General features: G+C 60.4%; 20 protein-coding genes. 7 read left to right on the forward strand and 13 right to left on the reverse strand.

Going from position 1 to position 24,010, the window contains the following annotated elements; genetic code table 11:
- Positions 1–19 precede the first annotated feature (19 nt).
- Genes trbG through trbI form a run of 3 tightly spaced genes read left to right on the forward strand, consistent with a single transcriptional unit; the run spans position 20 to position 2,606 of the window.
- Positions 20–856, forward strand: a complete 837-nt coding sequence (gene trbG, locus AC1Q67_RS24645) for a P-type conjugative transfer protein TrbG (RefSeq protein ID WP_492237819.1) — start codon at positions 20–22, stop codon at positions 854–856.
- 1 nt (position 857) lies between these two features.
- Complete coding sequence (gene trbH, locus AC1Q67_RS24650) at positions 858–1,295, forward strand: conjugal transfer protein TrbH (protein WP_492237820.1); 438 nt, start codon at positions 858–860, stop codon at positions 1,293–1,295.
- Positions 1,296–1,307: 12 nt separating this feature from the next.
- Positions 1,308–2,606 (forward strand): IncP-type conjugal transfer protein TrbI, encoded by a 1,299-nt coding sequence (trbI, locus tag AC1Q67_RS24655; protein WP_492237822.1) that lies wholly within the window; start codon positions 1,308–1,310, stop codon positions 2,604–2,606.
- A 122-nt stretch (positions 2,607–2,728) separates the two neighbouring features.
- On the opposite strand, the gene AC1Q67_RS24660 is transcribed toward trbI, so the two are convergent.
- Positions 2,729–4,042, reverse strand: coding sequence for an NRAMP family divalent metal transporter (locus AC1Q67_RS24660; RefSeq protein WP_054164237.1), 1,314 nt, complete (start codon positions 4,040–4,042; stop codon positions 2,729–2,731).
- Between the two features lie 335 nt (positions 4,043–4,377).
- Here AC1Q67_RS24660 and AC1Q67_RS24665 point away from each other — a divergent pair, with 335 nt between their 5' ends.
- On the forward strand, positions 4,378–4,548 hold the full coding sequence (locus tag AC1Q67_RS24665) for a hypothetical protein (protein WP_197279906.1): 171 nt from the start codon (positions 4,378–4,380) through the stop codon (positions 4,546–4,548).
- Positions 4,549–4,669: 121 nt separating this feature from the next.
- The gene (locus AC1Q67_RS24670) at positions 4,670–5,080 is read left to right on the forward strand and encodes a MerR family transcriptional regulator (RefSeq protein WP_054164266.1); all 411 of its coding nucleotides are present in this window, start codon (positions 4,670–4,672) and stop codon (positions 5,078–5,080) included.
- Between the two features lie 141 nt (positions 5,081–5,221).
- On the opposite strand, the gene AC1Q67_RS24675 is transcribed toward AC1Q67_RS24670, so the two are convergent.
- The 10 genes from AC1Q67_RS24675 to AC1Q67_RS24720 form a co-directional block, all read right to left on the reverse strand.
- On the reverse strand, positions 5,222–5,458 hold the full coding sequence (locus AC1Q67_RS24675; RefSeq protein WP_082364133.1) for a PilZ domain-containing protein: 237 nt from the start codon (positions 5,456–5,458) through the stop codon (positions 5,222–5,224).
- A gap of 295 nt (positions 5,459–5,753) precedes the next feature.
- Positions 5,754–7,724 (reverse strand): carbohydrate porin, encoded by a 1,971-nt coding sequence (locus AC1Q67_RS24680; RefSeq protein ID WP_156332574.1) that lies wholly within the window; start codon positions 7,722–7,724, stop codon positions 5,754–5,756.
- A 181-nt stretch (positions 7,725–7,905) separates the two neighbouring features.
- Entirely contained in the window at positions 7,906–9,522 is a 1,617-nt protein-coding gene (locus AC1Q67_RS24685) for a T6SS phospholipase effector Tle1-like catalytic domain-containing protein (RefSeq protein ID WP_054164240.1), read from the reverse strand.
- Positions 9,523–9,666: 144 nt separating this feature from the next.
- Positions 9,667–10,893, reverse strand: a complete 1,227-nt coding sequence (locus AC1Q67_RS24690; protein WP_245290684.1) for a tetratricopeptide repeat protein — start codon at positions 10,891–10,893, stop codon at positions 9,667–9,669.
- 692 nt (positions 10,894–11,585) lie between these two features.
- Positions 11,586–12,521: an NAD(P)/FAD-dependent oxidoreductase gene (locus tag AC1Q67_RS24695; protein WP_054164242.1), complete on the reverse strand. Its 936-nt coding sequence runs from the start codon at positions 12,519–12,521 to the stop codon at positions 11,586–11,588.
- 52 nt (positions 12,522–12,573) lie between these two features.
- Positions 12,574–13,440 (reverse strand): MBL fold metallo-hydrolase, encoded by an 867-nt coding sequence (locus tag AC1Q67_RS24700; protein WP_054164243.1) that lies wholly within the window; start codon positions 13,438–13,440, stop codon positions 12,574–12,576.
- Between the two features lie 1,267 nt (positions 13,441–14,707).
- A complete protein-coding gene (locus AC1Q67_RS24705; RefSeq protein WP_054164244.1) occupies positions 14,708–16,237 on the reverse strand; it encodes a thymidine phosphorylase family protein in 1,530 nt (509 codons plus the stop codon).
- Positions 16,234–17,592: an MBL fold metallo-hydrolase RNA specificity domain-containing protein gene (locus AC1Q67_RS24710; protein ID WP_054164245.1), complete on the reverse strand. Its 1,359-nt coding sequence runs from the start codon at positions 17,590–17,592 to the stop codon at positions 16,234–16,236. Before AC1Q67_RS24710 ends, AC1Q67_RS24705 begins: the two co-directional genes overlap by 4 nt.
- 9 nt (positions 17,593–17,601) lie before the next feature.
- Positions 17,602–19,971, reverse strand: a complete 2,370-nt coding sequence (locus AC1Q67_RS24715; RefSeq protein ID WP_054164246.1) for a phosphoketolase family protein — start codon at positions 19,969–19,971, stop codon at positions 17,602–17,604.
- 46 nt (positions 19,972–20,017) lie between these two features.
- Positions 20,018–21,049, reverse strand: a complete 1,032-nt coding sequence (locus AC1Q67_RS24720) for a ribose-phosphate pyrophosphokinase (protein WP_054164247.1) — start codon at positions 21,047–21,049, stop codon at positions 20,018–20,020.
- 35 nt (positions 21,050–21,084) lie between these two features.
- Between AC1Q67_RS24720 and AC1Q67_RS24725 the strand changes: the two genes are divergently transcribed.
- Complete coding sequence (locus AC1Q67_RS24725; RefSeq protein WP_492237828.1) at positions 21,085–21,450, forward strand: hypothetical protein; 366 nt, start codon at positions 21,085–21,087, stop codon at positions 21,448–21,450.
- A 241-nt stretch (positions 21,451–21,691) separates the two neighbouring features.
- Here AC1Q67_RS24725 and AC1Q67_RS24730 read toward each other — a convergent pair whose 3' ends face one another.
- Both AC1Q67_RS24730 and AC1Q67_RS24735 read right to left on the reverse strand, forming a co-directional pair.
- The gene (locus AC1Q67_RS24730) at positions 21,692–22,609 is read right to left on the reverse strand and encodes a cation diffusion facilitator family transporter (protein ID WP_054164248.1); all 918 of its coding nucleotides are present in this window, start codon (positions 22,607–22,609) and stop codon (positions 21,692–21,694) included.
- Between the two features lie 203 nt (positions 22,610–22,812).
- Positions 22,813–23,175: a zinc-ribbon domain-containing protein gene (locus tag AC1Q67_RS24735; RefSeq protein ID WP_082364135.1), complete on the reverse strand. Its 363-nt coding sequence runs from the start codon at positions 23,173–23,175 to the stop codon at positions 22,813–22,815.
- 335 nt (positions 23,176–23,510) lie between these two features.
- On the opposite strand from AC1Q67_RS24735, the gene AC1Q67_RS24740 reads away from it, so the two are divergent.
- Positions 23,511–23,972, forward strand: coding sequence for an MgtC/SapB family protein (locus tag AC1Q67_RS24740; protein ID WP_054164268.1), 462 nt, complete (start codon positions 23,511–23,513; stop codon positions 23,970–23,972).
- Positions 23,973–24,010: the final 38 nt, after the last annotated feature.

Here is a 24,010-nt window from a genome sequence, read left to right on the forward strand (position 1 = left end):
GACCGCGGAGTAAACAGTCATGACATTCAACCGACCCGGACTGCCAATCATCACCATCGCCTTTGCAGCCGCCTTTACGACGCTGTTGGTTGATTCCGCCGCCGCCCAGCGCTTGAACCGAAATGAAATGAAGGGGACGCATCTGTCCGGACGCTGGCGAGCCGCCCCAGGTCTTGTGACGTATGGGCCGGACGGCAAGGTGATCTTTCTCTATGGTGAGATCCAGCCGTCCATCGTGTGCTCGCCATTACAGGTTTGCGATATCGAGCTTCAGCCGGGCGAAGTGGTACGCGACGTGCTGGTCGGCGACACCGTTAGGTGGAAGGTCGAGCCGGCGACATCGGGCGCACCGGGCGGGCAAGCGATTCACCTGATCGTCAAGCCGTCAGAACCCGGCCTCCTGACCTCGATGGTCGTCACCACGTCGCGGCGCACTTATCACCTCCAGCTCAAATCGCACGCGACGCAATACATGGCGCGGGTCGCTTTCGAATATCCTGAGGGCGTTGGTGCGCGGATGGCGGACATCAACGCGCGCCTCGAGGCGAGCACGATCCCCGGCGCCGACGTCCCGGCCGAGCAACTCAACTTCGCCTACTACGTGAGCGGCAATGCGAGCTGGCGGCCGACGCGCGTCTACTCTGACGGGCAGAAGACCTACATCCAGTTTCCGTCATCGCTTGCCGGCGCGGACGCGCCCGTGCTCTTCGCGATCTCGGGCGGCGAGAACCGCATCGTCAACTATCGCATGAAAGGCTCGATGATGATCGTCGACTTTCATATCGATGAAGCGGTGCTCGTCTCCGGCGTCGGATGGTGGACTCAGGAGAAAATTACGATCCGGCGGGGAGGATGACATGATCACGCGTCGAGTCTTCCCCGTTGGTCTGTTCGCGCTGCTGCTCGGAGCGTGCAGCACGCTCGGCCGACCAGGCCTTGTCGCCAGCTCGTCGCGTGTCGAGCTGGCGCCGGCGGCTGCAAGCGCGATTGCCGGCGATATGGTCAGCCGCCTCGCCGAGCATGTCGGCCCGGCGACCGGGACCATCATCCTGAAATCCGATGGCTCGCCGTTTGGCCAGGCTCTCGAGGCGGCGCTGCGCGGGTGGGGCTACGCGGTCGCGACCGATCAGCGAACCGATCAGAAGGCGATCGCTCTTGCGTATGTCGTCGACAATCTCGATGGCACGATCCTCGCGCGACTGTCGACGCAGCAACTCGATCTCGGCCGCGCCTATACGGTGACGGCCTCGGGCGCGAAGCCGACGAGTCCCGTGTCGGTAATGCAACGCGGTTAGCGGAGGACGGTGATGGCGCAGTCGCTTGATCTCAATGCCGGCGGACCCGCGCCGAAGATCCGTCGTCTTAACCGCCTGCCGGTCATCGCTGCGATCGTGTTTGTCGTGTTGTTCTTTGGCGTGATCCTCTATGGGCTCACGACGCGCGGATTGTATTTCCGCGGCGATCGCGGTTCCGACGGTCCGCCATCGAGTCCCGCCTCGACCTACGCCGATGCGATGAAGCGCAATGTGCCAGACGGCATCATCGAGGACCCGACGCCGGCGCAAGTCTTCCAGCCTGCGCCTCCGCCGGCGCCCGAGCGACCGGCGGCGAACCCGTTCACCCCCGCACCCCAGCCGGTGCGCGAGGGGCCGGCGATCGAATCCGAGGAGGCCTGGCGCGCCCGCATCGAGCGCGAGCAGCGTGAGCAGTATCTGCGCGAGCAACACCGACAGCGCATGGCGCGCATTCAGGCGCACAGTACCGCTTATGATTCACCGCTTGGCGTGAACCTCGCCAAGTTGCAGACCGCGACGCCCGCCGGGGCACAACAACAGCCACAACGGCCGGGAGCCGCGAGCCCGCTTGGCAATGGGGGCGCGGCCGATCTTTACGCGGCCGCGCTCCGCGCCGGTTTGACCGGGCAGCCCATCGACCCGAACGGGCAGACATCGAAAGAGAGCTTCTTCAACAGCGACCTCACCAAGCTCGGCTATCTGCCCAACTCCGTGGTGCCGCAACGATCGCCGTTCGAACTCAAGCGCGGCTCGGTCATTCCGGCGACTCTTATCACCGGCATCAATTCCGACCTTCCCGGGCGCATCACAGCGCAGGTGTCTCAAAACGTGTACGATAGCGCGACCGGCCATCGCCTGCTCATCCCACAGGGGACGCGACTGCTCGGGCGCTACGACAGCAAGGTCTCCTTCGGCCAGTCGCGCGTGCTCGTCGTGTGGACCGACATCATCCTGCCGAACGGCTCGACCTTGCAGATCAGCGGCATGGCCGGCACGGATGCGCAGGGCTATGGCGGCTTCAGCGACAAGATCGACCGCAAACTGCTGCAGACCTTCGGCTCTGCGATCCTGATCGCCTTGATCGGCGCCGGCACGGAGATGGCGATCCCGCGCGATCGTAATTCGTTCGGAATGCAGAACACCGCCGAATATGCGGCCCGGCGATCGTTTGCAGAAACTTTCGGACGCATGGCCGAGCGCACGATCTCGCGCAACATGGACGTACAGCCGACTTTGGAAATCCGCCCTGGATACAAGTTCAATGTCCTTGTCGACCAGGACATGGTGTTTCCGGGGGACTATCGCCGATAGATATGATGCAATCTCCTAACTGTTATGCTGCAGTACGTGCGAAACGGCCGGCGATTCTGGCCCCGGTGCTCGGTACGGCCCTTCGCTATGACATCGCGGCTCGGTGGACGGCGAGCAACTACTTAGAATGAGGTCGCCGCCATCGCGGCCACAGCCGCCGCCATGATGGCCGTCGCGCACCAGCCAAGCGCTTTGAGCCAACCTTTCACTGTGAATTCACCCATGATTTTCGTCTGAGCTGACATCAGCATCATGATGACCATCACGGGGACCGCCACCACGCCATTGATCACCGCGGTCCAGTACAGAGCCTTGATCGGATTGATCGGTGTGAAATTAAGTGTCATGCCAACCAGCGTCGCAACAGCGATCGTTATGTAGAACGCTTTGGCTTCAAGGGGCTGACGCGCCAGACCGACTGGCCACTTTCGCGCTTCGCCAACCGCATAGGCCGCCGAGCCAGCCAGCACCGGTATCGCGAGCAAACCCGTCCCAATCACACCGAGAGCAAAGACCAATTCGGCCAGGGGGCCGGCGATCGGGCGGAGCGCCTCGGCAGCCTGCGCCGACGTCTCGACATCCTTGACACCTGCGACGTTCAGCGTTGCTGCGGTCGTGATCATGATCGCGAGGGCAATGAAGTTGGAGATGCCCATGCCGGCGATCGTATCAAGCTCGATCCTAGCAAGCGCCGCCGGTGCTTGCTGTGGTGCGCGCGTGAGCGGCCGTCGCTTCGGCAGCTCGCGGACGTCTTCCGCTTCCTGAGAAGCCTGCCAGAAGAACAGGTACGGGCTGATGGTGGTTCCGAAGACCGCAACCAGCGTAGTCAGATACTCTTTGCTCCACGTAATGTCCGGTACCACAAGCCGGTATAGCGCTTCGCCCCAGGACACTTGGACCATGAACATCGTCGCGACGTAGACCAGCAGGATCAAAGCCAGCCACTTCAAAACGGCGACGTAGCTCGTGTATTGCATGAAGATTTGCAGCGCGGTGGAGATCCCAGCGAACAGAAGAACGTATACAATTTGGGGCCCACCAATGATCAGGCGCGTGGCATCCGCCATGGCGCCAAGATCCGCGCCGATATTGATGGAATTTGCGATCAGCAGCGGAATGACGATGCTCAGAAGGACGTAACTCGGGTAGTGTTGACGGAGGAGCCCTGCGAGACCGCGGCCTGTCGTGCGGCCCATCCTGGCGCTGATCATCTGAACAGCGGTCATTAAGGGGAACGTCAGAAGCAGCGTCCAGGATAAGCCGTAACCAAACTGAGCGCCCGCTTGGCTGTAGGTCGCGATGCCGCTGGGGTCGTCGTCCGAAGCTCCTGTAATGAGGCCAGGCCCAAGAACTTTCAGCAGGCGTGGTTTGCTAGTCCCGACAACCGGACTTTGGTGCTCTGTTTCAGGGTCTAAAGTCTCCGGCGCTTCGCTCAAGCGGTATTCCTGACCGTCGGTGATACTTTCGCAGCGCCGCTCATCGCTCGCGCCTGAGGTACATAACCAATAGCAAAACCCCGAGCACGCAAAGCACCGGGCCTATGAAATTCACAGCGATGCTGTCCGGGAAAATTCGCTTGAGCACGAGGACCAAGTTCGTCGCGGCCAGTGGGACAGCGATTAGGCCGCCGACCAGAAATGCAGTTCTCGATCTTCTGGAACTCATCAGTTGATGTCGGGCGCGCCGAGAAAACCGTGGAGGGCGAGTCCGCCCTCCACGGTGGGGTTGAAAAGGGCTATCGCTTGTCCGATCCGCCCTTGTCGCGATGGCCATGCTGATCGACGTCACCCGGCTTATGGCCTGGGTGATCGTGATGCTGGCCAGGGACTTCCTTCTGGCCTGCCTTATCGCGATGGCCGTGCTGATCGACGTCGCCCGGTTTGTGGCCCGGATGATCGTGATGCTGACCGGGTTTATCCTGGGGCATGTGGTACTCCCTTGAACCAAAAGCTCGCACCTTCATGCGAAACCTCGTTCGGCCATCGAGGCCTCTCGGTCCTTGCATTATCACCGAGAAAGGAGCTTACATCCTCAAGTCACTTGAGGAGCAAGGGCTGAATCTGATGAAGGACGAGCTGTCTATCGGCAGGGTTGCGGAGATGGTGCGGATGAACGTGCCGACAATCAGGTACTATGAGGAGATCGGCCTCGTCCCAACCGCGTTGCGAACCGAACAAAACCGACGAGTCTACAAAGATGTGGACGTCCGGCGCCTTAATTTCATTCGCCACGCCAAGGAACTCGGGTTCGATCTGGATTCAATCCGGCAGCTTCTGGCCCTTGCGGGTTTACCGGAGGAGCCTTGCGAAGAGGCCGATCAGATTGCGCGTGCTCATCTTGCTGATGTCGAGCACAAAATAGCACGATTGACGGCGCTGCGAAAGGAACTACGCGCAATGGTCGAAAATAGCGATCATGGCAGGATCAGGGAATGCCGTGTTATTGAAGTCCTTTCACGGTTTGGAAATCAGTGACCGCGGCGTTCGGAAAAATAACCTCTATTACCCGGACGGGTGTGATAGCTGACGGGCTTGCACGCGCGTCAAGCTCTCAAATACTTTTAGCCACGGCAAGAGCGTGCACCGGTTTCGATGGCAAACTAAGCGGATTGGCGGCTATTGAAATTCAACACCCAATCGATTCTGCTTCGCCCAGATGATGCGGCACCGCATGCGCATGTCATCCACTGGCACGACAAGCACAAACTCTACCGGAATGCCAACGGGACTTTCGACGTCAAGCATCGCGCCAACCGAACTGACATTGCGTACGAGGCAATCAATGGCTGATGCCCCAAATTGAATTGATCCTTTCTTCAGGACACGCCGCCGCGGATTTTTACGTCGTTCCATCTGGCCGCTCTTCGGTTGGGTTTGTTGCTGAATGTGTCCGTCCCGCGCGTAGCGCCCGTTACCATCTACCACAAAATTTTTGGCTCGCGTCGTGGTCGGTCAAGAAGCGGTTTCGGATTTCCAACAACTCTGCGGTCCTTGCAGGGTCGTTAAGATAAAAGTGCCCGATCTGACCTTACCTAAAGTGATGTCGACTGACGGAGTGAAAGCTAACCGGAGCAGCTTGGAATCGACGCGTCTTCAATTCCGCGGCGAGCAAGCGTGACCCGGCGATGCGCCCGCCCCAAAGCACGCGTCAGAACTGCGTGCGCATCCGAATGCCAAAGATCGAAGCCGGGCCGCGATCGCGGTTGTAGGCAGGGTTCGTAACAAGCTGATAGTTCAAAGTCGCACGCCACGACCAGATTGGGAGGCTGTAATAGGTCTCTATAATCTTTTCCAGACCGGCGTTCGGCAGGCGCCCGTCGCCGACAAGAATACCGAGACCGCCGGCGTCAAGATATGCCTGGCGGGCACTCGAGATGCCGTTGACGACGCCGGCCAGCCCGAACGTATCGTTCGGCCTGTTCCAGGAGGAACCGGTCAGCGAAAGCCCGGCAGCGAACGTCGAGTCAATATCGGAGAATTCGTAAGCTTCCTTTGACCCATCAGCGAGGCCCGCGCGAGCGAACACACCAAGGTCAGCCGTGATTTCCTGTTCCAGGTTCACACCGATGCCAGCTCGGCTTTGGTATCGCCTGACCAGAGCGACATCAGCGGGCATTCCCGTTGCCCGCGCCAGCGTTACGGCCTCGTCCAAGCGCCCCATGCGGCCACGCGACAAAAACGCCGTGACCGCAACCTTCCCCTTCTTGCCCCAGATCTCATGCCGATGTTCGATCTCGCCGACCCATTGAAACTGAGAAAAGCTCGGATCTAATTCGGTGCTGTTGGGGACGCGGGAGAGATCGAAAATCCCGCCGCGGAATGTCCAGTCACCTTTGTACCATTCAACTGCGGCGCCATAGGTGAAGCCCCAGGCGTCGGCGGCGTAATCGAAGGTGCCGGTGTCAACGACCGACCAATTCATGAAATCCTTGCGCGGATCATGAGCATATTTGTTGGTGTCGAACACGTCGGTGACCGCAAATTTCCCAAGGGTCAGGATCAGTCGATCCGACGTCTGGCTCCCCGCGAACTGGTTGATGTCGGCGTCGATCTTTTTCGTCTCTCCGCCCAGATCGAAAGTCTGACGGAAGAACGCGCGCGGGATGCGCGCGTAGGCAACCGCCGCTCCGACCTTGTAGGCCTCGCCACTTGGAAAGCCGGCCACACCGACGGTCGAACTCAAGCCAAACCCCTGATCGATCTCGGGGTTGATCCAGACCTCTCCGCCTGACCAGGGGCGAAATCCAGCATACAGCGTCACATCCCAAGTCTGTCGGGTCTGGTTGGGGATGAGACTGTTTGTGCCGATATAGGGCGACCGAAACGGTGCTGCGTATTGTTGGAGGTAGGTAGTCTGTCCGTGCAGAGCGAACCGATCAGTTTCGAACGGTGTCAAGCCATCCTGTAGAACCCGCTGTCCCTCCTTGCCAAAGCGGTAATTGACGCCGAGGCGGGCGGTCTGAACCGCGAGGTCCGATGACAGGCGCTGCGCGGTTCCACCGAACCCAATCTCTTTCCCTCCGAAGTTCGTGGAGAGATATTCAAACCGGGCGGACCAGTTGTTCGATAGCGCGAGTTCGGCACCCACGCCCCACACCGTTCCAAGTCGCGTGGTCTTGGTTGTGTCTTCTGGAGCATCGACCGGCCCGAGCTGCGCCTCATCATAGCTCCATGCGAGGCCGCCCGTCGCATAGAACAGCCAGGAGCCCGGCGCATATCCCACACGTGCCCGCAGCGTTCCAGATGTCAGCACGGTTTGCGTAAGCGTTTGCGAACCCTGAACGCCCGTCGTTGTGGCAATTCCGGAAACCGTGTTTGGAAAGGAAATGTCGGCCTCAAGGCCGACGACCATGCGCGAAGGCAGCATGTAGTTGTATCCGCCACCCAACCCTAACGCATACGATCCCGTCCCCTTGAAAGCATCGATTGGATTGGTCAAGTCGATCGCGCCCGAGGATGGCGGCAACCCGGGCCCGACCAAGGAAAAGTTTGAATGTCCGCTCGCGTAGGCGAAATGACTGCCAACGAAAGGCCCGGTCCAATCGACAGGAGTATTTGCGCTGACCTTGCCAAGGTCAGCCGACTGCCCCTCGACGGCCGAGCTTGCCGCCAGGACCATCGCCAGAAAAGCCTTTCTCATTGCACCTACGCCCGCCCATTTGACCGGTATTCGGCACGACATTTGGGTGTTGGCAACAGCTAAGTTTTTGCAGGTGTCACGTCAGCGTCACGAAGGGTGTGAAAACTCCGACCAATGGATTTCGCGTCGGAAAAACGCATTCGAGAGCGTCCCGCGAACATCAGGCCTTCGAGTCGGAGCGATCGAGAGATGCGGCAGGACTTCGGTGCAGATGAGCCGGGGATTCCGCGCTCGTCAGCGGCTGGTAATACTGCTTGAAGCTTTCATGATTTTTCAGCGCGTCCGGGCGGTACGCGCCAACGCCCGCACACTGCCTAACCTCCGGCAAGTCAAACCGCGCCCGGACAGTCGCGTGCACCGGTGCTTTGGGATTGATCTCCCGGATTTCAAAGTCCCAGTTCTTGGCGCCGACGAGAGTCTGCAGCCACGGCCATTTTGGCAAGCTGGCAGCGTAACTATCCAGGGTGTCGCGCATGCTGGCAATCTCGCAATGCTGCACACCTTCGGCCCGAGGAAACAGGTTTAGCGCGGGGCCAGAATCCCCGGTGTTCGGCATTTTGACGCCGTCGACGTAGATCGGGCCGGTGATGAGGCCGTCGGGGACGGAAATCGCTTGTTCGCACATCCAGGAGAGCGCGATATCCGACAGCCGCGATTCCGGTTCCGGATAAGACCCGCCGATGTCGGAGTGGTTGCCCGCAAACCAAAGCTGGATAATGCGATCAAAACCAGGCGTGGCAGGGTGCGCCCCCGGTTCGGTGCCGCCCCAGCCGACCCGGGCGAAGTCCTTACGCGCTTCATCGATCGCATTCGCCGATCGCGCAAACCGAACGTGCTTGCTGAGGAGGCGGTCGAAGTTCTTTCCCGTCCATTCCGCAATGTGCGAACGAGGCGGGTCTCCCTTGTTTGGGAAATCGTAAATCGTCTTACGATTAGTCGTGCGCTGCTTATTCAAGAACCATAGGACGGCACCCAACATCGCCAGATGGGTGACGAACCACGCCGGGACGATAAATCCCCAAAGCAGGCCTGCTCCCGAGACAATGGCTGTTACTACACCGACAACCGCGGCAGGGACAAGGGAAGCTATAAACGCAGCAACCGCAACGCCGAGGGTCAAGCCCAGTTGGATCATGCGACGCCTGGGGCCGCTTGCTCCAAGTGCTGCGACGGTGTCGAACACCCCGATGAAATAGGCGGCGGCATTCGAGTTTGCTTCATCGCCAGACCCGTATTTGAGTTGAAATCGCCGCGCCAGTTCCAGTCTCTCCGCCTCAAACTGCTCGCGCGGGTGACCCGCGCCGTGTTCGAGCACTGTATCGACCGCCTCCCAGGCGACATCCTTCACAGCTTTCCGAAAGCGCAGCAGCGGGCCTGCGGGCGTCGTGGTCGGGATGCCGCACAGCATCAGCAAGTTGGCAACGCTGCGCACCGTGTAGGCTCCGCGGCTGAAGCCGAACAGGAAGATCCGGTCGCCCTCTTCATAGTGGTTGAGGATAAATTCGTAGCAATCAGCGATATTGCGTTTGATCCCATCGCCAGCAACAGATCCCAGCATCTTTTGGACAAATCGCAAGGGAGCGATGAAAGCGGTGGCACCGATATCGGTTCCCAAGCCGGCATCATAGAAGACGACCTGCTTGGTCGGGTCGACAGCCGTATCCGCGTGGTTACGTGAGACCCTGTACATCTTGTAGATGTTGCTGATGCGTTGCTCCGGACGGGCGCCACCGTCCTGCCCAGTACCATCAGAATAAATGACGATGTTTTTGCTCATGCCCTTGTCCCGGAACCGACCTTCGCATTCACGCTTGGAGCCTGCCGATCAAGGCTAAGGGGCCTAATCAATTATGCGCAAAATTGTCGGCGCGCGTCTGCTCTGCGCGCCCTGTCAATGATTGGAGCACAGCTGAGTCGCCCATCATTTAGAAAGTAAATTAAGCTCGGCCAATGCTGCGCTGTAAACGACGTCATACAGTTTGCACCCTGCCACTACGCTTTTGAGACGTTCGCGCGCTTGATCGACTTGTCCGGCATGAACAATGGACTCGCTCAAGAAGAACTCAGCTTCGCACGCGCGCTTGGCTTGATCCTGGCCAGACCCGATACGGGATGCCGCCTGAACTTGCCCCGAATCGACCGCATCCAGATAATACTCGAGCATCGGCGCCGGCCACATGTCTCGCCTGACTTTTGCAGCGTTCTCGGTCAGCTCGGCGCGGTCATTTTCTCCACCGTGCACGCGAGCGATGTGGAGCCAGATCATCGCATATGGATTGGACGGCCGCAGACGCACCGCGGTTTTGAAATCCTCGACACTCGCCGTATTATCCCCGGCAAACAATCGGGCGCGTCCTCGACCGAGATAATAGGCTGGGTCTCCGGGAGCAAGTTGGAGCGCCTGATCGAAATCGGCGAGCGCCGCAGTAAAATTTCTTACTGTCAAATTTGCATTGGCCCGATTTGCCCAAAAGCTCGCGTCCCCCGGCCTAAGGCGGATCGCCGCGCCGAAATCTGCGATCGCCTTCTCAAAGTTTCCCAGCATCAGATGCACCGCGCCTCTGTTGCCGATTGCATCCGCAAACGTCGGCTGCAGTGAGATTGCCTGGTCGTAATCAGAAAGTGCTCTTTGTAGGTCGCCTTTCGTCAGAAAGGCGGCAGCGCGGTTGTAATAAGCTTCTGCGTAACTCGGCTGAAGGCGAACCGCCTCATCATAGTTTTCGATCGCTCGATCCAGATCGCCTTTTCTTTCGTAAGCGCCCGCAAGGTTGTTGAAAATCATCGGATCCCTGGGACTTAGTCGGCGCGCGCTAAGAAAGTCGTCGATGGCGCGATCGTATTCGCGCTCGAATGTCCAAATCAGGCCCCGGTAGATGTAGGAATTGGGAAAGTTCGGCAAAAGCGCTATTGCAGTGTCGAAATCGGATAACGCTTTGTCGCTAATTCCCATGCCCTCGTAACATACACCTCGGCTGTAGACGAGGAAGCCGCGGCGCTCACTATCGAAATTGCCCTGACGAATTGCCTCGCTAAAAAGCTGAATGGCTTGCACGCAATCGCGACGCTGCTTCGCTGCAAAACCAGCCTGTGCCAAATCGAGTGCGTCTGCCTTCGCCAAAGGTATTGCAGACAAAGTAATGAGCGTCACGAAAAGTCCGAACACCACCGGTGGGGCCGATTGTTTGGAAAGCGCCCTGAGCATAAAAGCGACTGCCCCTAAATATAGCGAGATGTCCAAATATTAGCACACTTAGGCGCCAAATGCTCACGTTAAGGACATGCTGGCACCCCATGGTCGCAGTCGACCTGCTGGGAAGATGCGATCAGAGCCCCGCTGGGCAATTCTCTGATGTTGCGCTCATCTTCGGCCTCGGTATCAAGGAACGCTACCTTTTTAAGGGCGATCGGGCGTTGCCTTTGTACAGCACGCTCGTGAACCGCCATTTCACGCTGTATCACTCCTTTGATCGCCCACCCCCGGTGACGGGAGAATGTGACCATCACCGGTGCACAATATCACCTCATCCATTGCCCACACAACAGCGCAAGCCTGGCCAAACTGCCTGCACCGTCGCGCGGTCCGACACATTTACAACTGACTTTGCCACCGAGTTAATGTCCTCCGTATCGGCACAGTCCCAATGCCCTGCTTTGCGCTGATGGAAGACCCACACAGCGCGGCTGTTTCACTTCCGTCATGAAACACACGAGAACCGCCATCAGTCCAGATTGAATACGACAAAGAGATGAGGTGCGATGCACTGCGGCTCTGGACAGGCAGCTCCAAGCGCTTCGAAGGTTTTGTCTGTGCTGCCATTCTCGACTTCACAGCCCGATTTACTACTGGCGCGTTAAGCCGTCTAGATTGCGCAGATCGTTGTGCAGCGTCGTGGCGGCGATTGCCGCGTGGCCCATCGCGACGCTGATCTGATCGAGCGCGAAGACGATGTCGCCTGCGGCGTAGATGCCGCCTCGGCTAGTGCGTTGCTTTTGATCGACCGCGATACAGCACCCATCCGCCATGTCGAGACAGAGCGCCTGGGCAAGATGGTCGTTCGCTTCGGAACCAAGCGCCGGATAGATGGTGTCGAAGCTGAGCTGCGAGCCGTCGCGAAAGTGAACTATCGCGCGACTACCGGTGCAATCGAGGCGCAAGGGCGGTCGTTCTTCCACGCGGATACCGTGGCGTTCGAGAAGGGCGCGGTCGTCGGAGCTGATATCGACTGCACCCGCCGGGAGTATGGTAATGTCTTCGGAATATGTTCGCAGGAACAAGGCTTCAGCGACGCCCCGCGCATCGGCGCCGATAACACCGATAGCCTTGTCCCCGGCCTCGAAGCCGTCGCAGACCGGACAATAGCGCAGCAGACCGCGCTCCAGCGCAGACCGATGCATAGCGGGATCGAGGTCCGGGCGCCGGTTGTTGGTGCCGGTTGCCAAAAGAATGGTTCGCGCTTCGAGCGCGATGTTGTTACCACACGCCAGAAAGCTGCCGTCCCGCTCCTCGATCGTCTCGATACGGCCCCGCAGCACTCCGGCACCGTAGAGCTCCGCCTGAGCGCGCATACGACTCAACAGCTCCTTGCCGCTAATTCCGTCGGGAAAGCCGGCATGGTTGTGTGAACGGGGTATCCAGAGTGCGCGGCTGTCGCCGTCGTCCACTACGGTGACGCGTCGCCGGTACCGCGCCAGATAGATCGCAGCAGTCAGGCCCGCAGGGCCCCCTCCAACAACGAGGCAATCGAGCGGACGGCCAGTTGACAGGATTTCATCCATCACGGTGTCCCGTGTATTTGGGGCGGTGGAAGCCACGCTCGGGCGGTGGCGGCTAGAGAGCACTGACCGGAACATCAAGCGGCATCGGCAGAATGACCCGCCCGTTACTTGCGGGCTCCGGGAAGCGCCCAGCCGCGATGTTGAGCGGCAAGGATGCGAGCAGGAGCGCTGGCATTTCGAGCCCGGCATCGCGCTCCTGCCGCAGAGCGATGAACTCCGCTTCGGTCCGCCCCTTGCCGACATGAATATTTTCGGCCCGCTGCGCGCCCACTGTGGTTGCCCAGGCGGGCGGGCGGCTGCCCTCCGCGCCGTAATCATGGCAAACGAACAAGCGTGTCTCTTCGGGCTGATCGAGGATACGACGGATCGAAGAATGGAGCATGCGGGCGTCGCCGCGATGGAAGTCGCAGCGCGCCGTTCCGCTATCGGGCATGAAGAGCGTGTCGCCCAGAAAAATCGTGTCGGCGATGCGATAGCTCAAATGGTCGATCGTGTGCCCCGGCGTCGCCCAAACCTCGATCGTCTCTTCGCCAAACCCCAGGCTGTCGCCTTCATCCAGCAGACGGTCGAACGGACGTGCATGCGTTTGCGGCAGGGCATAGACTTGGCGAATAACTTCGGCGACCTCCACAACGCGCTTGCCGATTGCCAGTCGGCCGCCGAGCGTTTCACGCAAGGCCAGGGCGCCGGAGATGTGATCGTGATGAACATGGGTCTCCAGAAGCCATTCCAGTGACAACTTCTCGGCCCTTATGAAATCCACGATACGGTCAACGGGAGCGCGGCTGGTACGTCCCGACTTTGGATCTAGATCGAACACTGGATCGATGACAACACAAGAACCGGACGCAGCGCATGTGACAACATGCGTTGCGGTGCCACTGCGCTGATCGTAAAAGGTCTGGACACTGATAGTCATTGCCACCTATCCGTTATGGGTTCACGACTTGACCTGCGTCACCGCGATAAGCTAGCTTGGCCTCAAGGGCGCCCGCCGGAAATTTCATGCACACCGCGTTTTGGGACCGACCCGTGTAACGTAATCTCTGTCGCCAGTTAATAGTCCTCGCAGCAGAATGTTTCGAACATAATCCAACGAATTTACCACACCAAGTTGTCCTGAAACTTGTCTCGCGCTTACCAAAAAAGATTGGTAGAGCTTCACGGAGGGGTCTCGCTCGTATGGCGATGGATGATGCGCACTGCCCGGGTAGTCGCCAGTCACCGTCGTGACGGTGGAGCGCTTCGACTTCATCCCGCAGGGCTGCGGTGATGCCATCATGACGCACTGATGCCTAGGCGAAGCGGCCAAGGTAGCGTTGATCGAGGAATTAATCCGGCGTCTCACGGGCTCGATGTCTTACGATGTCCCTGTATAGCAGCTGGGCTATTCGCTAGCCTAGACTAGATTCCCGCCCGGTGACGAGACGGGTTCGGGATTGCCGCCGGACAAAGTTGCGAATGACGGACAAGAGCGAATCGCCAATGATGGACGGTGCCCAACTTGACCACCTTCGGTGGGCGGCCATCGACGACATCATCACGTAGAGAGTCTTCAAGCCATCGGAGCAGAACGGGTTTGGCACCATTGTCTCATGCTGAAGACAATGGCTGCGTCGTCGCCTACCTCATCAGTGCATGGCTAGCAAATGTGTGGCGAGCGCGCGGTAGGCTTGATGGGGAAGAGCTTAGCAAACAAGTTCGATCATGTTCTGTATGATCTTCGACAAGCAAGGACAAGTCGGCAGGGCGAGGGTGAGCGGCAGCGCACCAGATGGCCCGTCGAGCCCTGCCATTCCAGCGCTGTTAGACAACGAAGATAAGCCGGCTCCGGCGCAACTAAGATCCGCCGAACCGTTCCCTTACAGTCTGACGCAACACGCCAAGCTTGTCTCTGATCTTTGCCCAACTGACCTCTCGATGGCGGAGGGTGTCGACTATTTCGCAAGGTGGTCGCGGTGCGCCTCGGCCGTGGCGTTGAGCGATCCAGGAGCAGCGAGCAGACGGTGAGTAGACGAAATCCTTTGGCAATGTAGCTTGGCCCCACATGAAAAGCTGGCAGGCCTCCACATCGTAAAACGCTGTGTATGCTGCAAAATATCCTGTAAATTGGAAACGGAGTTATTGCTTTGAACGCGGCCCCAGGTAAGCCTAGACGATCCGACTCAACCGCCAGCAGGGAGCCTTCAAGACCCGACTATCAGAATATCGCCAGCACGTGCCGCATAGTCGAGCGCGTAGGCGAGCTCGCCGGGTGTCTCGGCGTGGACATGAAAGAGCGGCTGTCCGCGATCAACCTCCGCGCCAAGCCGCACCTCCATGAAGACGCCGGCAGCCTTGGCGCCGGGCGCACCGGCCAGCTTGGCAAGCCGCGCTAGTTTGCGATTGTCGATATGAACGATTCGGCCTGCGCGCGGCGCAACCAATGGATAGACGTGGCGCGCCTGCGGCGGAGTGCGCAGTCCGCCCTGCGCCTCACAGATGGCTTCGAACTTCTTCCACGCCCGGCCGTCGGAAAGCGTCGCGAGCGCCAGCGTCACGCCGCTTCCCTTGCTGGCCTTTCCGCCAATTTCCAGTGCCGCGCCCGCCAGCGTGACAGCTCGCTGGCGCAGGTCATCGGGCGCGTCGGATTTGTTATGCAAAACGGCGAGCACATCGAAGGCCTCGAGCGCCGGACCGATGCCACGGCCGACGGGCTGCGAGCCATCGGTTTGAAGGCATATGGCGGCAAGGTTAAAGCGCGCAGCCACTGCGGTCATGCGCTCGGCAAGGCGGTCAGCGACGTCTTTACCGCGCACCTTCGCGGTTGTGCCGACCGGGATATCGATGACCACGTGTGTCGAGCCTGCAGCGATCTTCTTCGAGAGGACGGACGCAATCAACTGACCTTCAGTATCGATATCCAGTTCGCGCTCCACCCGCACGAAGATATCGTCGGCCGGGCTGAGGTGGACCGCACCGCCCCAGGCAATGCAGCCCCCTTCCGCCTCCACCACGCGTCGGAGAGTCGCGATGTCGAGATCGACAGGCGCCAAGGTTTCCATCATATCGGCCGTACCGGCCGGCGAGGTGATCGCGCGCGAGGAGGTCTTGGGCATGACGAGGCCGTTCGCGGCCACGATCGCCACGACAATCGGCGTGGTGCGGTTGCCGGGAAGCCCGCCGATGCAGTGTTTATCGACCACGATCGCGGCATCCCAGCGCAGGCGGTCGCCGACATTCACCATTGCCCTCGTCAGACTAACCGTCTCCTCTTCGTCCAGCGGCAGCGCGGCGCTCGCGGTCAGGAAGGCGGCGAGGTGCACGTCGGTGTAGCTGCCGGCGACAACATCCCTCACGATCTCCGAGAAGGCGGACGTATCCAGACGATTGCCATAGATACGCCGCCGCACATCAGCGAGCGAATCCATTGCGGGTGGATGGGAGACCCTGACCTCGTCGCCTTCCGCGACGCCAAGAAGGTCCCAGGCGGTTTCGGACAGTCCGATCTCGTCGAGGCCCAGCATGGCTTCACCGTCGACTTGAAAAAGAGTCGCCTGGACCTGGCGCTTGCCATTGGCCACGAGAACCTGAGAGCGCGAAGCAAATCCCTCGGCCCGGCAGACGTGACAGTCGGCACGCATGATTACGATCGCCTGATGCTGGCTATGCAGCCGGAGACGGCGTACACGGTGCCTTGGTTGATCGGCACGAGCAGCGTTATCTGTCGTCGTCATAGATCGAAGATCTGGTTCTGACGTGGCACAGCGGCATCCCACCCAAGTTCGCGATCAATCCGCACCCGCAGCGCTTCGGCGGCGTCGGCCTCGCCATGGACGATGAAGACGCGAGACGGAGCGCGGCGGAAGCCGGAGAGCCAGCGCATCAGCTCGCTAGCATCAGCGTGTGCCGACAGCATCGACAGGTCATCGACCTCTGCCCGAACCGGCACCCATTGGCCATGGATCCTGATGTCGCGCGCGCCCTGAAGCATCGCTCGGCCTCGCGTTCCAGCGGCCTGGAACCCGGAGAACAGGATCGTGTGCTTGGGATCGGTCGCGAAGGCCTTGAGGTGATGGAGAACACGGCCTCCCGTCGCCATCCCGCTCGCCGATATCACGACCTTGGGCCAGGGGCTGGTCGAGATCGCCTTGGAGCTTTCCACATCGCGTGTATAGGTGGCGATGCCGCAGATCGCGTCGCATTCCTTGGAAGACAAGTGGTGATCGTCGTGGTGGGCGTGGAGCAGGCCTGTCGCCTCGATCGCCATCGGGCTGTCCAGATAGATCGGGACGCCCGATAGACGGCCGGCGGTCTGCAGGCGCCACAGATGATAGAGCAGCGACTGTGCGCGCCCGACCGCAAAGGCCGGGATGACGACGGTGCCGCCGCGCTTGATGGTGCGCTCGATGACCTTGCCGAGCGCTTCGGTGGGATCGGCAGAATCGTGGAGGCGGTTTCCGTAGGTCGATTCAACGACGACGTAATCTGCTTCGGCGATAGCTGCCGGGTCCGGAAAGATTGGGTCGCCGTAGCGGCCAAGGTCCCCTGAAAAAGCAATGCGGCGGCCGCCCCATTCGATCTCGGCGCTGGCGGCTCCGAGGATGTGGCCGGCGTAGCGAAACCTCACGGTCGCACCACCTGGGAGCGTCGTGACCGTGTTAAAAGGAACAAGCGAAAAGAACTCCATGGCGCGTTCGGCATCACGCGCGCCGTACAGCGGCAGCGCCGGCTTGTGTTTGGAGAACCCTTTCCGATTGGCGTACTCAGCGTCCTTCTCGTTGAGGTAGCCGCTGTCCTTGAGGATGAGCTCTGCGACATCGCGTGTCGCCGCGGTCGCGTAGATGCGGCCACGAAAGCCGTCACGCACGAGCTTGGGTAAGTAGCCCGAGTGATCGAGATGAGCATGGGTCAAGACGACGGCATCGATGCTCGACGGCGCGACCGGCAACGGTTCCCAGTTCAGCTCGCGAAGGTTCTTGAGGCCTTGAAATAGACCGCAATCAATCAAGATGCGCTTGCCGCCGTTGGTGAGGAGATGTTTCGAGCCGGTGACAGTGCCGGCGCCGCCGAGAGAGGTCAGAGTCAACATTGCGAACTTTCAGAATGTGAAGGCGGCCAAATCCGCCGGATCGCCGCGTCCGTCGAGCGCGCCTTGCTCGGTCGAGGAGAGAATCTCCTCGCGCTTGCAGCCGAGGAGAGCGCCTCCCGCGTCCACCAGATGCGCCCAGCTACAGCGGTTAGCGAACAGCATGCCTGCAACGTCGAGCGTGCCGCCCCGGCTGATATAGCCGCGCGCGACAGTCCTTTGAGGCCCGGAGTCGAGCCGCCGCAACAAGCCGAGCATTGGTTCCGGTCTCGCGTGAGACACGATGACTCGCGGCAGCCCGGCCGGGAACAGCGCCGCAATATCCTGCTCGCTAGCTGTGAAGGCGGCTTCAATGGAATCGCGGGGGATTCGGAATCGGCCAGGTTCCGAGAGAGCGGTTACGAGAACGCGGCGGCCGTGCGTCTTGAGGCGATGTGCTGCCTTGAGCGCCTCCTCGAGCTGGTAGGCGCCGATGGCAACCAGTTGCAACTCGGCCCCGTCGCGCTCGCCTTCGATGTGAGCGGCGCCATCGGCAATGAACTTGAGCGCAGCCTCGCCACCGAAGCGATACGGCATGTCGCGCTTCGACACGATGAGGCAGGCTACCTGTCCGCGACCCTGGTAGACGGCTCTCAGGGCGGCCATGGCGCTGTTGGTATCCACGGGGAACAGAACGCGTGCCGTGTCGGACATCTCGCCGAGCAGCGCCTCGCCAATGGTCGGGTCCTGATGCGACTGCTCGTTTTTGGAGTTCTCCCAGGTATGAGACGTGACGATGAGCGGGACGGATACCCAACCCGGCTTCTGGCCGACCTCACGCTGGCGACGGGCGAAGACGATCTCCTGGCGAAGCCCGCCCAACATCTTCAAGGCGAAAGCCTCGTAGCTGACAATCAGGTTGATGCCTCCCTTGTTGGCGAGCGCCGCGCCCGCAACCGCTTCCTCGTTGAGCGCGGTGATGACCGCCCCATCCACGGCATCGGCGACGTTGGGCTCCGAAACGTTCACCCGGTGGCGCAACCTGTCGAGGGTTGCACCCATATGGTTTGAGCGCAGTTCGTCGGGGTTGCCGACACGGGGCCGAAGGCCGGGGTTCGCATCGACGAGGCGGACGAACCAGCGGTCGATAGCATGCATCGCGCAGTCGGGCGGACTGCCGGCTACGGTCCAATCAGGTTCGGGGAGTACTGGAGTCGGAGGCCGCCGCAGCGCGAGGGGGTGCCGGCTTTCGGGCACGCGGCCTTGCTTGCCATGGACAGCGATCGCTGCGACGGCTTGCTCAATCTCGTCAGGCGGCACGAACAGCACGCGGGCCGCATCGTTGAAGGCGGTACGGGCTGCTTCGTCCTGCGCGGGATTGCCACCGAGCGGCAGATTGTGCGCGGCATTCGTGCCCGCTCCCGGAAAGCCGAACCCTTTGACGGTTTCGGCGATCACATAAGGAACCGGCGCCGGATAGGAATGCGCCGCTTCCGCAGCGAAACTCTGGAGTCGGCGCTCGGCTTCTAGAATGGCCCCTGCGAAGGCGGCTGGATCGCGGCCATCGACGATGAAGGGATCAAAGCCGTTGAGCTTGAGATGGTCGGCGAGCCATGTGGCGCCACCCTGCTGCGCGATCTGGACGCGCTCTTCGATACGCCGCCCGTTGAGGATCATGACCGGGATGACATGGCCGGAATCTTCGGCCCGCCACCAGCGAGGCGTCCAGTCCGAACCGCGCTGTTCCTCGAATGCGCCGTCGCTCAGGAACGCCACGAGGCTTTCGCCGGGGAGCGGCATGTGCACGTACTGCACCTCCGCGAAGCCGAGATAACCGCCTTCGGAGATCGCGCCGGCGGTATTCGGTCCTGCGTGGCTGCCGAGCGGTACGGCCGGAGCGCCGTCGGGGCCGATCTTGTATGAGTAGAAGTCGGCGGCGAGTTGCGACAATCCCTTCTCGCTGCGATCGTAGCGGCCCTTCTGCGCCGGTGAGACATCGCCGGTGAGGACGTTGACGGCCTCGATAGCGGCAACACAATGGCCTTGGCCCATCAGCCAGGAACGCGTCGTCGCTGAAATCGCATTGGCCGTCAGATAGCCGACAAAAGCCGGGACCATGTTGAGCGAGCCGCCGGTATGTCCTTCCGGGGTGGTCTTGAAAGCGTCCGCCGGGAGCGGGGCGCCAGAGAGATCGACCCGCTTGGTGTAGGTCATATGGACCACGCTCCACATGGCGGCGGAGGTGAGGCGGTCGGCAGCCACCAGCATCCGATAGAGCGGTTGCGGATCGATGCGGCCGGACGAAGCCAGCGCCACTATGCGCTCGACCGTCTCTTCACGATGGACAATCGGGCCGTATCCCTTGCGCCAAGTGTTGAACATCTTGGAAGCCGTGCCGCTCATGCTGCATCGTCGCCTTTATTGGATCTGGTTTCGGGAGGCGGCACTTTCACCGCGCCCCGCTCGTCCAGGATGGCGGATCGCTCGCGGGAAAGGAATCGAGACCCGCCCGCTCCACCTCATCCAAGGGCTCGGGCGGACGCCGGTGCCGGACGAGGTCTGCCGACGATGGAGCGCTCAATCCGAGCGCGTTCGCAACCAGCGGCGCAAGGCCGATGGCATTGCTCTCGTGAGGAACAGAATCTGTCGAAACGATCCGGCCGCAAAGCGGCGCAAGGCGCTGGAAAGAATCTTCGGCAAAAATGCCATGCACAACGACCACCACGGGTCGCGCAAAGCCTTGAAGCGGAAGTTTGAGAGCCGCTTCGATCAGCGTGCGGCCGGACGAGGCGATGTCATCGACCAGCACCGGCTGCCGGCCACGCCATCTGGACAGATCGGGTAATTCGACGTCGACATTGCGATCGCCATGCCGGATCTTGCGCAGCACCGCGTGTGGGGCGCCAATGCGTGCGGCGATGGCCGATACCCATTGCTCGCTCTCTTCGTCGGGACCGACGAGAAAAGGATTGTCGACTTCCGCGGCAATCCAATCCGCCAGCAGCGGCGCCGCATGCAGCGTATCCGTCGGGATCGTGTAGAGCGCCGAGAGAGTCGAATATCTATGCAGATGCGGATCGACGGTGACCAGCCGGTCGAAGCTCGACGAGACGAGCCGCGCGAAGCTCTTCGACGTCACCGCCTCACCCGGCTGAAAACGGCGATCCTGCCGCATATAAGCGAGATAAGGCGCGATCAGAGTGACCTCTCGCGCGCCGAGCGCCCGCGCGGCATCTGCCGCGAAGACAAGACGCAAGAAGCCATCATCGGGCCTTGCGAGTGTGCAGACCAGATCGACCGCTTTGCCTGCAACGTCGGAAAGGATACGGACGTAGGACTCGCCATCCGGAAATTGCCGGGTTCCTATTGTGCCGAGCTCCCAATGCCCGGCTGCTGCCAGATGCTGCCCAAAGGCTTCGTTGCCCGGCAGGGAAAGGATCAGGCGAGGAGCAGATCCCGGATGGTCTTGTTTTTCTGTCATCCTTCCTCGACTCTAGAATTTGCCGAAACTGGGTGATGGCTACCCCAATCATGCCGCCGGTCACTCATTTGCGACAGTGGAATTACCACAAGGCAGTGGTTCAAGATATGACTGGGATCATTCCAGAGCGCGGCCGGAGCGATAGCACTTACTTAATGTCGGCGTCTGCCGAATGCTCCACCCAAACGCCAAAGCATCCTCGGCAAGAGGACGATCAACAGCGCGCCAAGCGCCCAAATCACGATGGCTGCCGGCTTCAGGACGATCATCAGCAAGGAGACCGCCTGGTCGAGGAGACCGGTGGACTTCAGGCTGTCGATCGCGACGCCGACCTCTTTGCCGACGCCTATCGCGCTTCCGGCGTCCTTCCCCGCTTGCAACACGGCGCCGCCGCTGGTTGAGAGCCACGACAGGGCGATATCGAGTGCGACATATCCAACATAGACAACGACCGTCCATGCAAGGAGACCGAAGATGACGACAACCCACGAGATCGGCGCCCGCGGCGGAGCATCAGTCGAGTAACCGGACCTGGGCGCCGGGTATCGATTTGATCCAGGACCCTTTCGGAAAGAGCGTTCATTCCAATGATCGTTACCCACGTCGTCCTCACTCGTTCACTGCGGCAAACTCTCGACGAAATCAAAACGGCCGCTTGGCTTCGGCTCCCTCAAGCGCTTCGTCCTCGATCTGGATCGTCACATGTGTCAGGCCAAAGCCAGTCTTCAGCGCCTCCTGAGCTTCGGCCAGTATCGTCCGGGCTGAAGCCGTGTCAGTCACGACAAGGTGGCCGCTCATCGCATCGGCGCCGGATGTAATCGTCCAGACATGGAGATCACGAACGGCAAGGACGCCCGGAATCTCGAGAAGCCTCTTTTCAAGCAAGGCCATGTCGATTTCCGGCGGCGTGCCCTCCATTAGAATATGGATCGCTTGCTTGAGCAGGATCCACGTGCGCGGGACAATGAACAGCCCGATGCCGGCGCCGATGATCGGATCGACTAGTTGCCAGCCGGTCAGAACCACCACGATTGCAGCCACAATGACGCCGAGCGAACCGAGCATGTCCGCCAGCACCTCGAAGTAGGCGCCTTTGACGTTGAGGCTCTCCGCCGAGCCGGCGGAGAGCATTTTCATACTGATCAGGTTGACGACGAGACCGGCAACTGCCACGGCCAGCATCGGTCCGCCGATGATCTCCGGCGGGCTCAAGAATCGCTGATAGGCCTCGTAGAGGATATATACAGTCAGGAGGAGGAGAACCACGGCGTTGGTGAGCGCCGATAGCACCTCCATACGAACATAGCCGAAGGTGTTCTGTGGTGTCCGTGGCCGTTCGGCGAAACGGATCGCGATCAAAGCCAATGCCAGGCCGCCGGCATCGGTGAGCATGTGGGCTGCGTCGGCAAGGAGAGCGAGGCTGCCGGTCCACAAGCCGCCGATAACCTCGACAACCATAAAAGTGGTGGTGAGGGTCAGCGCAATGTACAGTCTGCGCTTATGCCGCCCCGCTGCTGTCGCGGTAGATACTGGGTCGCTCGCTGAAACCCCTGCGGCCATGTCACCCTCTCGCGCCTAGAATTCAGTTCGTTAAGACGGCGCGCCTCGGCATCAGCTCCTGCTTGTACAGCCTCGGGCACGGATGCAGATTCTTTTCGACGATCACTCTCATCCCCAACCGGGCATGACGTCGCGTTCCTGTGAACGCACGAGGCCTTCAGCCTCACATGTTCACCAATCGGACGTCGGCGTGAAGATAGGACTCACTTTCCCTCAGGATTTGCTCCGGCCACCGCCGTACCGCAAGAGCGGCAAAATTTAGAGTTGGCTGGAATTGACGCATTGCACTTCGAACACGCCGCCTCGGACGATCCGAAGCGCTGGCCACAATTGGCGCAAAAACGGCTGTCCGGCGCGTTGTCAGAGCGACAGCTGGGACACACAAGCACCCGCTGTTGCGCGGGCGGCGGCGATTGATCCCAGTCCGGATTCTGCTGATTGCCCCAAGGCGCACCACGATCGGGCCCTCGGCCGTACCGGTCTCCGTGGCCGCCTCCATGATGACCGCCTCCATGGCCGCCGCCATACCTCCGGCCAAACAGACGGTCGAGAAAATGCGAACCCACAGCAACCTCCTACGAGTAAAAGTCTGCCAACATGAAATAAGGCGCCTGTCCAATCTTGACAACCGCCGGGAGCCGGTCCCGCCGCCATGTGTTCGGGCTCCGCAATTGAAAGTCAATTGCAAACCCCCGGGATTTTTTAGCTAGAATCTCGCATTCATTTTGTAACATTCCGCCCGCTCTGAACGAATGGAGAATTTCTGGCCGAGCGGTAGCCAATCATCGACTGGGGCGGAAGAGGCTGGGCACGGAAAATCTCTTCGTCGTGTAACAGAGTAACAGGAACCCCTGCACGAGCACTATTGTTCTGGATGTCCGTTGGCGAGTGGGAGATGACGATGAGATTTGCAGCCTTGAATTGGGTAGAAATGGGCTCCCACTTGGTCGATTTGGCTATCGCCTACATTTTGGCATTGCCGATTGGATGGGAGCGGGAAAGTCAGGAGCGCAGCGCTGGTCTACGAACCTTTCCGCTCGTCGCGATTGCCGCGTGCGGTTTTGTGCTCGTCGCGATCCGCGTCTTGGGCGAGACCTCGATGGGTCAGGCTCGGATTCTCGAAGGTCTGATTACGGGAATAGGATTCATTGGCGGAGGTGCCATCCTGAAGCGCGGAGACCATACGTCCGGCACAGCCACAGCGGCCAGCTTGTGGGCAACAGGGGCGCTCGGGGGAGCTGTTGGCTACGGTCTCTATGATATTGCCCTGATCCTCAGCATTGTGACCTTCGCAACTCTCCGCTCTCTTGCCCCTCTGAAAAGCATGATCCAGCCCTCAACACCCAACGATGGCAAAAGCTAATATTTGAGGCGCGCGTCCACGCCAGAAATCGTCATTTC

This window comes from Afipia sp. GW823-FHT06G09 (assembly GCF_058794875.1).

What these genes read in the sequence shown, in the direction of transcription:
- trbG (WP_492237819.1), top strand. Translation starts at nt 20, where the DNA reads ATGACATTCAACCGACCCGGACTGCCAATCATCACCATCGCCTTTGCA.
- trbH (WP_492237820.1), top strand. Translation starts at nt 858, where the DNA reads ATGATCACGCGTCGAGTCTTCCCCGTTGGTCTGTTCGCGCTGCTGCTC.
- trbI (WP_492237822.1), top strand. Translation starts at nt 1,308, where the DNA reads ATGGCGCAGTCGCTTGATCTCAATGCCGGCGGACCCGCGCCGAAGATC.
- AC1Q67_RS24665 (WP_197279906.1), top strand. Translation starts at nt 4,378, where the DNA reads ATGCTGATCGACGTCACCCGGCTTATGGCCTGGGTGATCGTGATGCTG.
- AC1Q67_RS24670 (WP_054164266.1), top strand. Translation starts at nt 4,670, where the DNA reads ATGAAGGACGAGCTGTCTATCGGCAGGGTTGCGGAGATGGTGCGGATG.
- AC1Q67_RS24675 (WP_082364133.1), bottom strand. Translation starts at nt 5,458, where the DNA reads ATGGAACGACGTAAAAATCCGCGGCGGCGTGTCCTGAAGAAAGGATCA.
- AC1Q67_RS24680 (WP_156332574.1), bottom strand. Translation starts at nt 7,724, where the DNA reads ATGGTCCTGGCGGCAAGCTCGGCCGTCGAGGGGCAGTCGGCTGACCTT.
- AC1Q67_RS24685 (WP_054164240.1), bottom strand. Translation starts at nt 9,522, where the DNA reads ATGAGCAAAAACATCGTCATTTATTCTGATGGTACTGGGCAGGACGGT.
- AC1Q67_RS24695 (WP_054164242.1), bottom strand. Translation starts at nt 12,521, where the DNA reads ATGGATGAAATCCTGTCAACTGGCCGTCCGCTCGATTGCCTCGTTGTT.
- AC1Q67_RS24700 (WP_054164243.1), bottom strand. Translation starts at nt 13,440, where the DNA reads ATGACTATCAGTGTCCAGACCTTTTACGATCAGCGCAGTGGCACCGCA.
- AC1Q67_RS24705 (WP_054164244.1), bottom strand. Translation starts at nt 16,237, where the DNA reads ATGACGACGACAGATAACGCTGCTCGTGCCGATCAACCAAGGCACCGT.
- AC1Q67_RS24710 (WP_054164245.1), bottom strand. Translation starts at nt 17,592, where the DNA reads ATGTTGACTCTGACCTCTCTCGGCGGCGCCGGCACTGTCACCGGCTCG.
- AC1Q67_RS24715 (WP_054164246.1), bottom strand. Translation starts at nt 19,971, where the DNA reads ATGAGCGGCACGGCTTCCAAGATGTTCAACACTTGGCGCAAGGGATAC.
- AC1Q67_RS24720 (WP_054164247.1), bottom strand. Translation starts at nt 21,049, where the DNA reads ATGACAGAAAAACAAGACCATCCGGGATCTGCTCCTCGCCTGATCCTT.
- AC1Q67_RS24725 (WP_492237828.1), top strand. Translation starts at nt 21,085, where the DNA reads ATGGCTACCCCAATCATGCCGCCGGTCACTCATTTGCGACAGTGGAAT.
- AC1Q67_RS24730 (WP_054164248.1), bottom strand. Translation starts at nt 22,609, where the DNA reads ATGGCCGCAGGGGTTTCAGCGAGCGACCCAGTATCTACCGCGACAGCA.
- AC1Q67_RS24740 (WP_054164268.1), top strand. Translation starts at nt 23,511, where the DNA reads ATGAGATTTGCAGCCTTGAATTGGGTAGAAATGGGCTCCCACTTGGTC.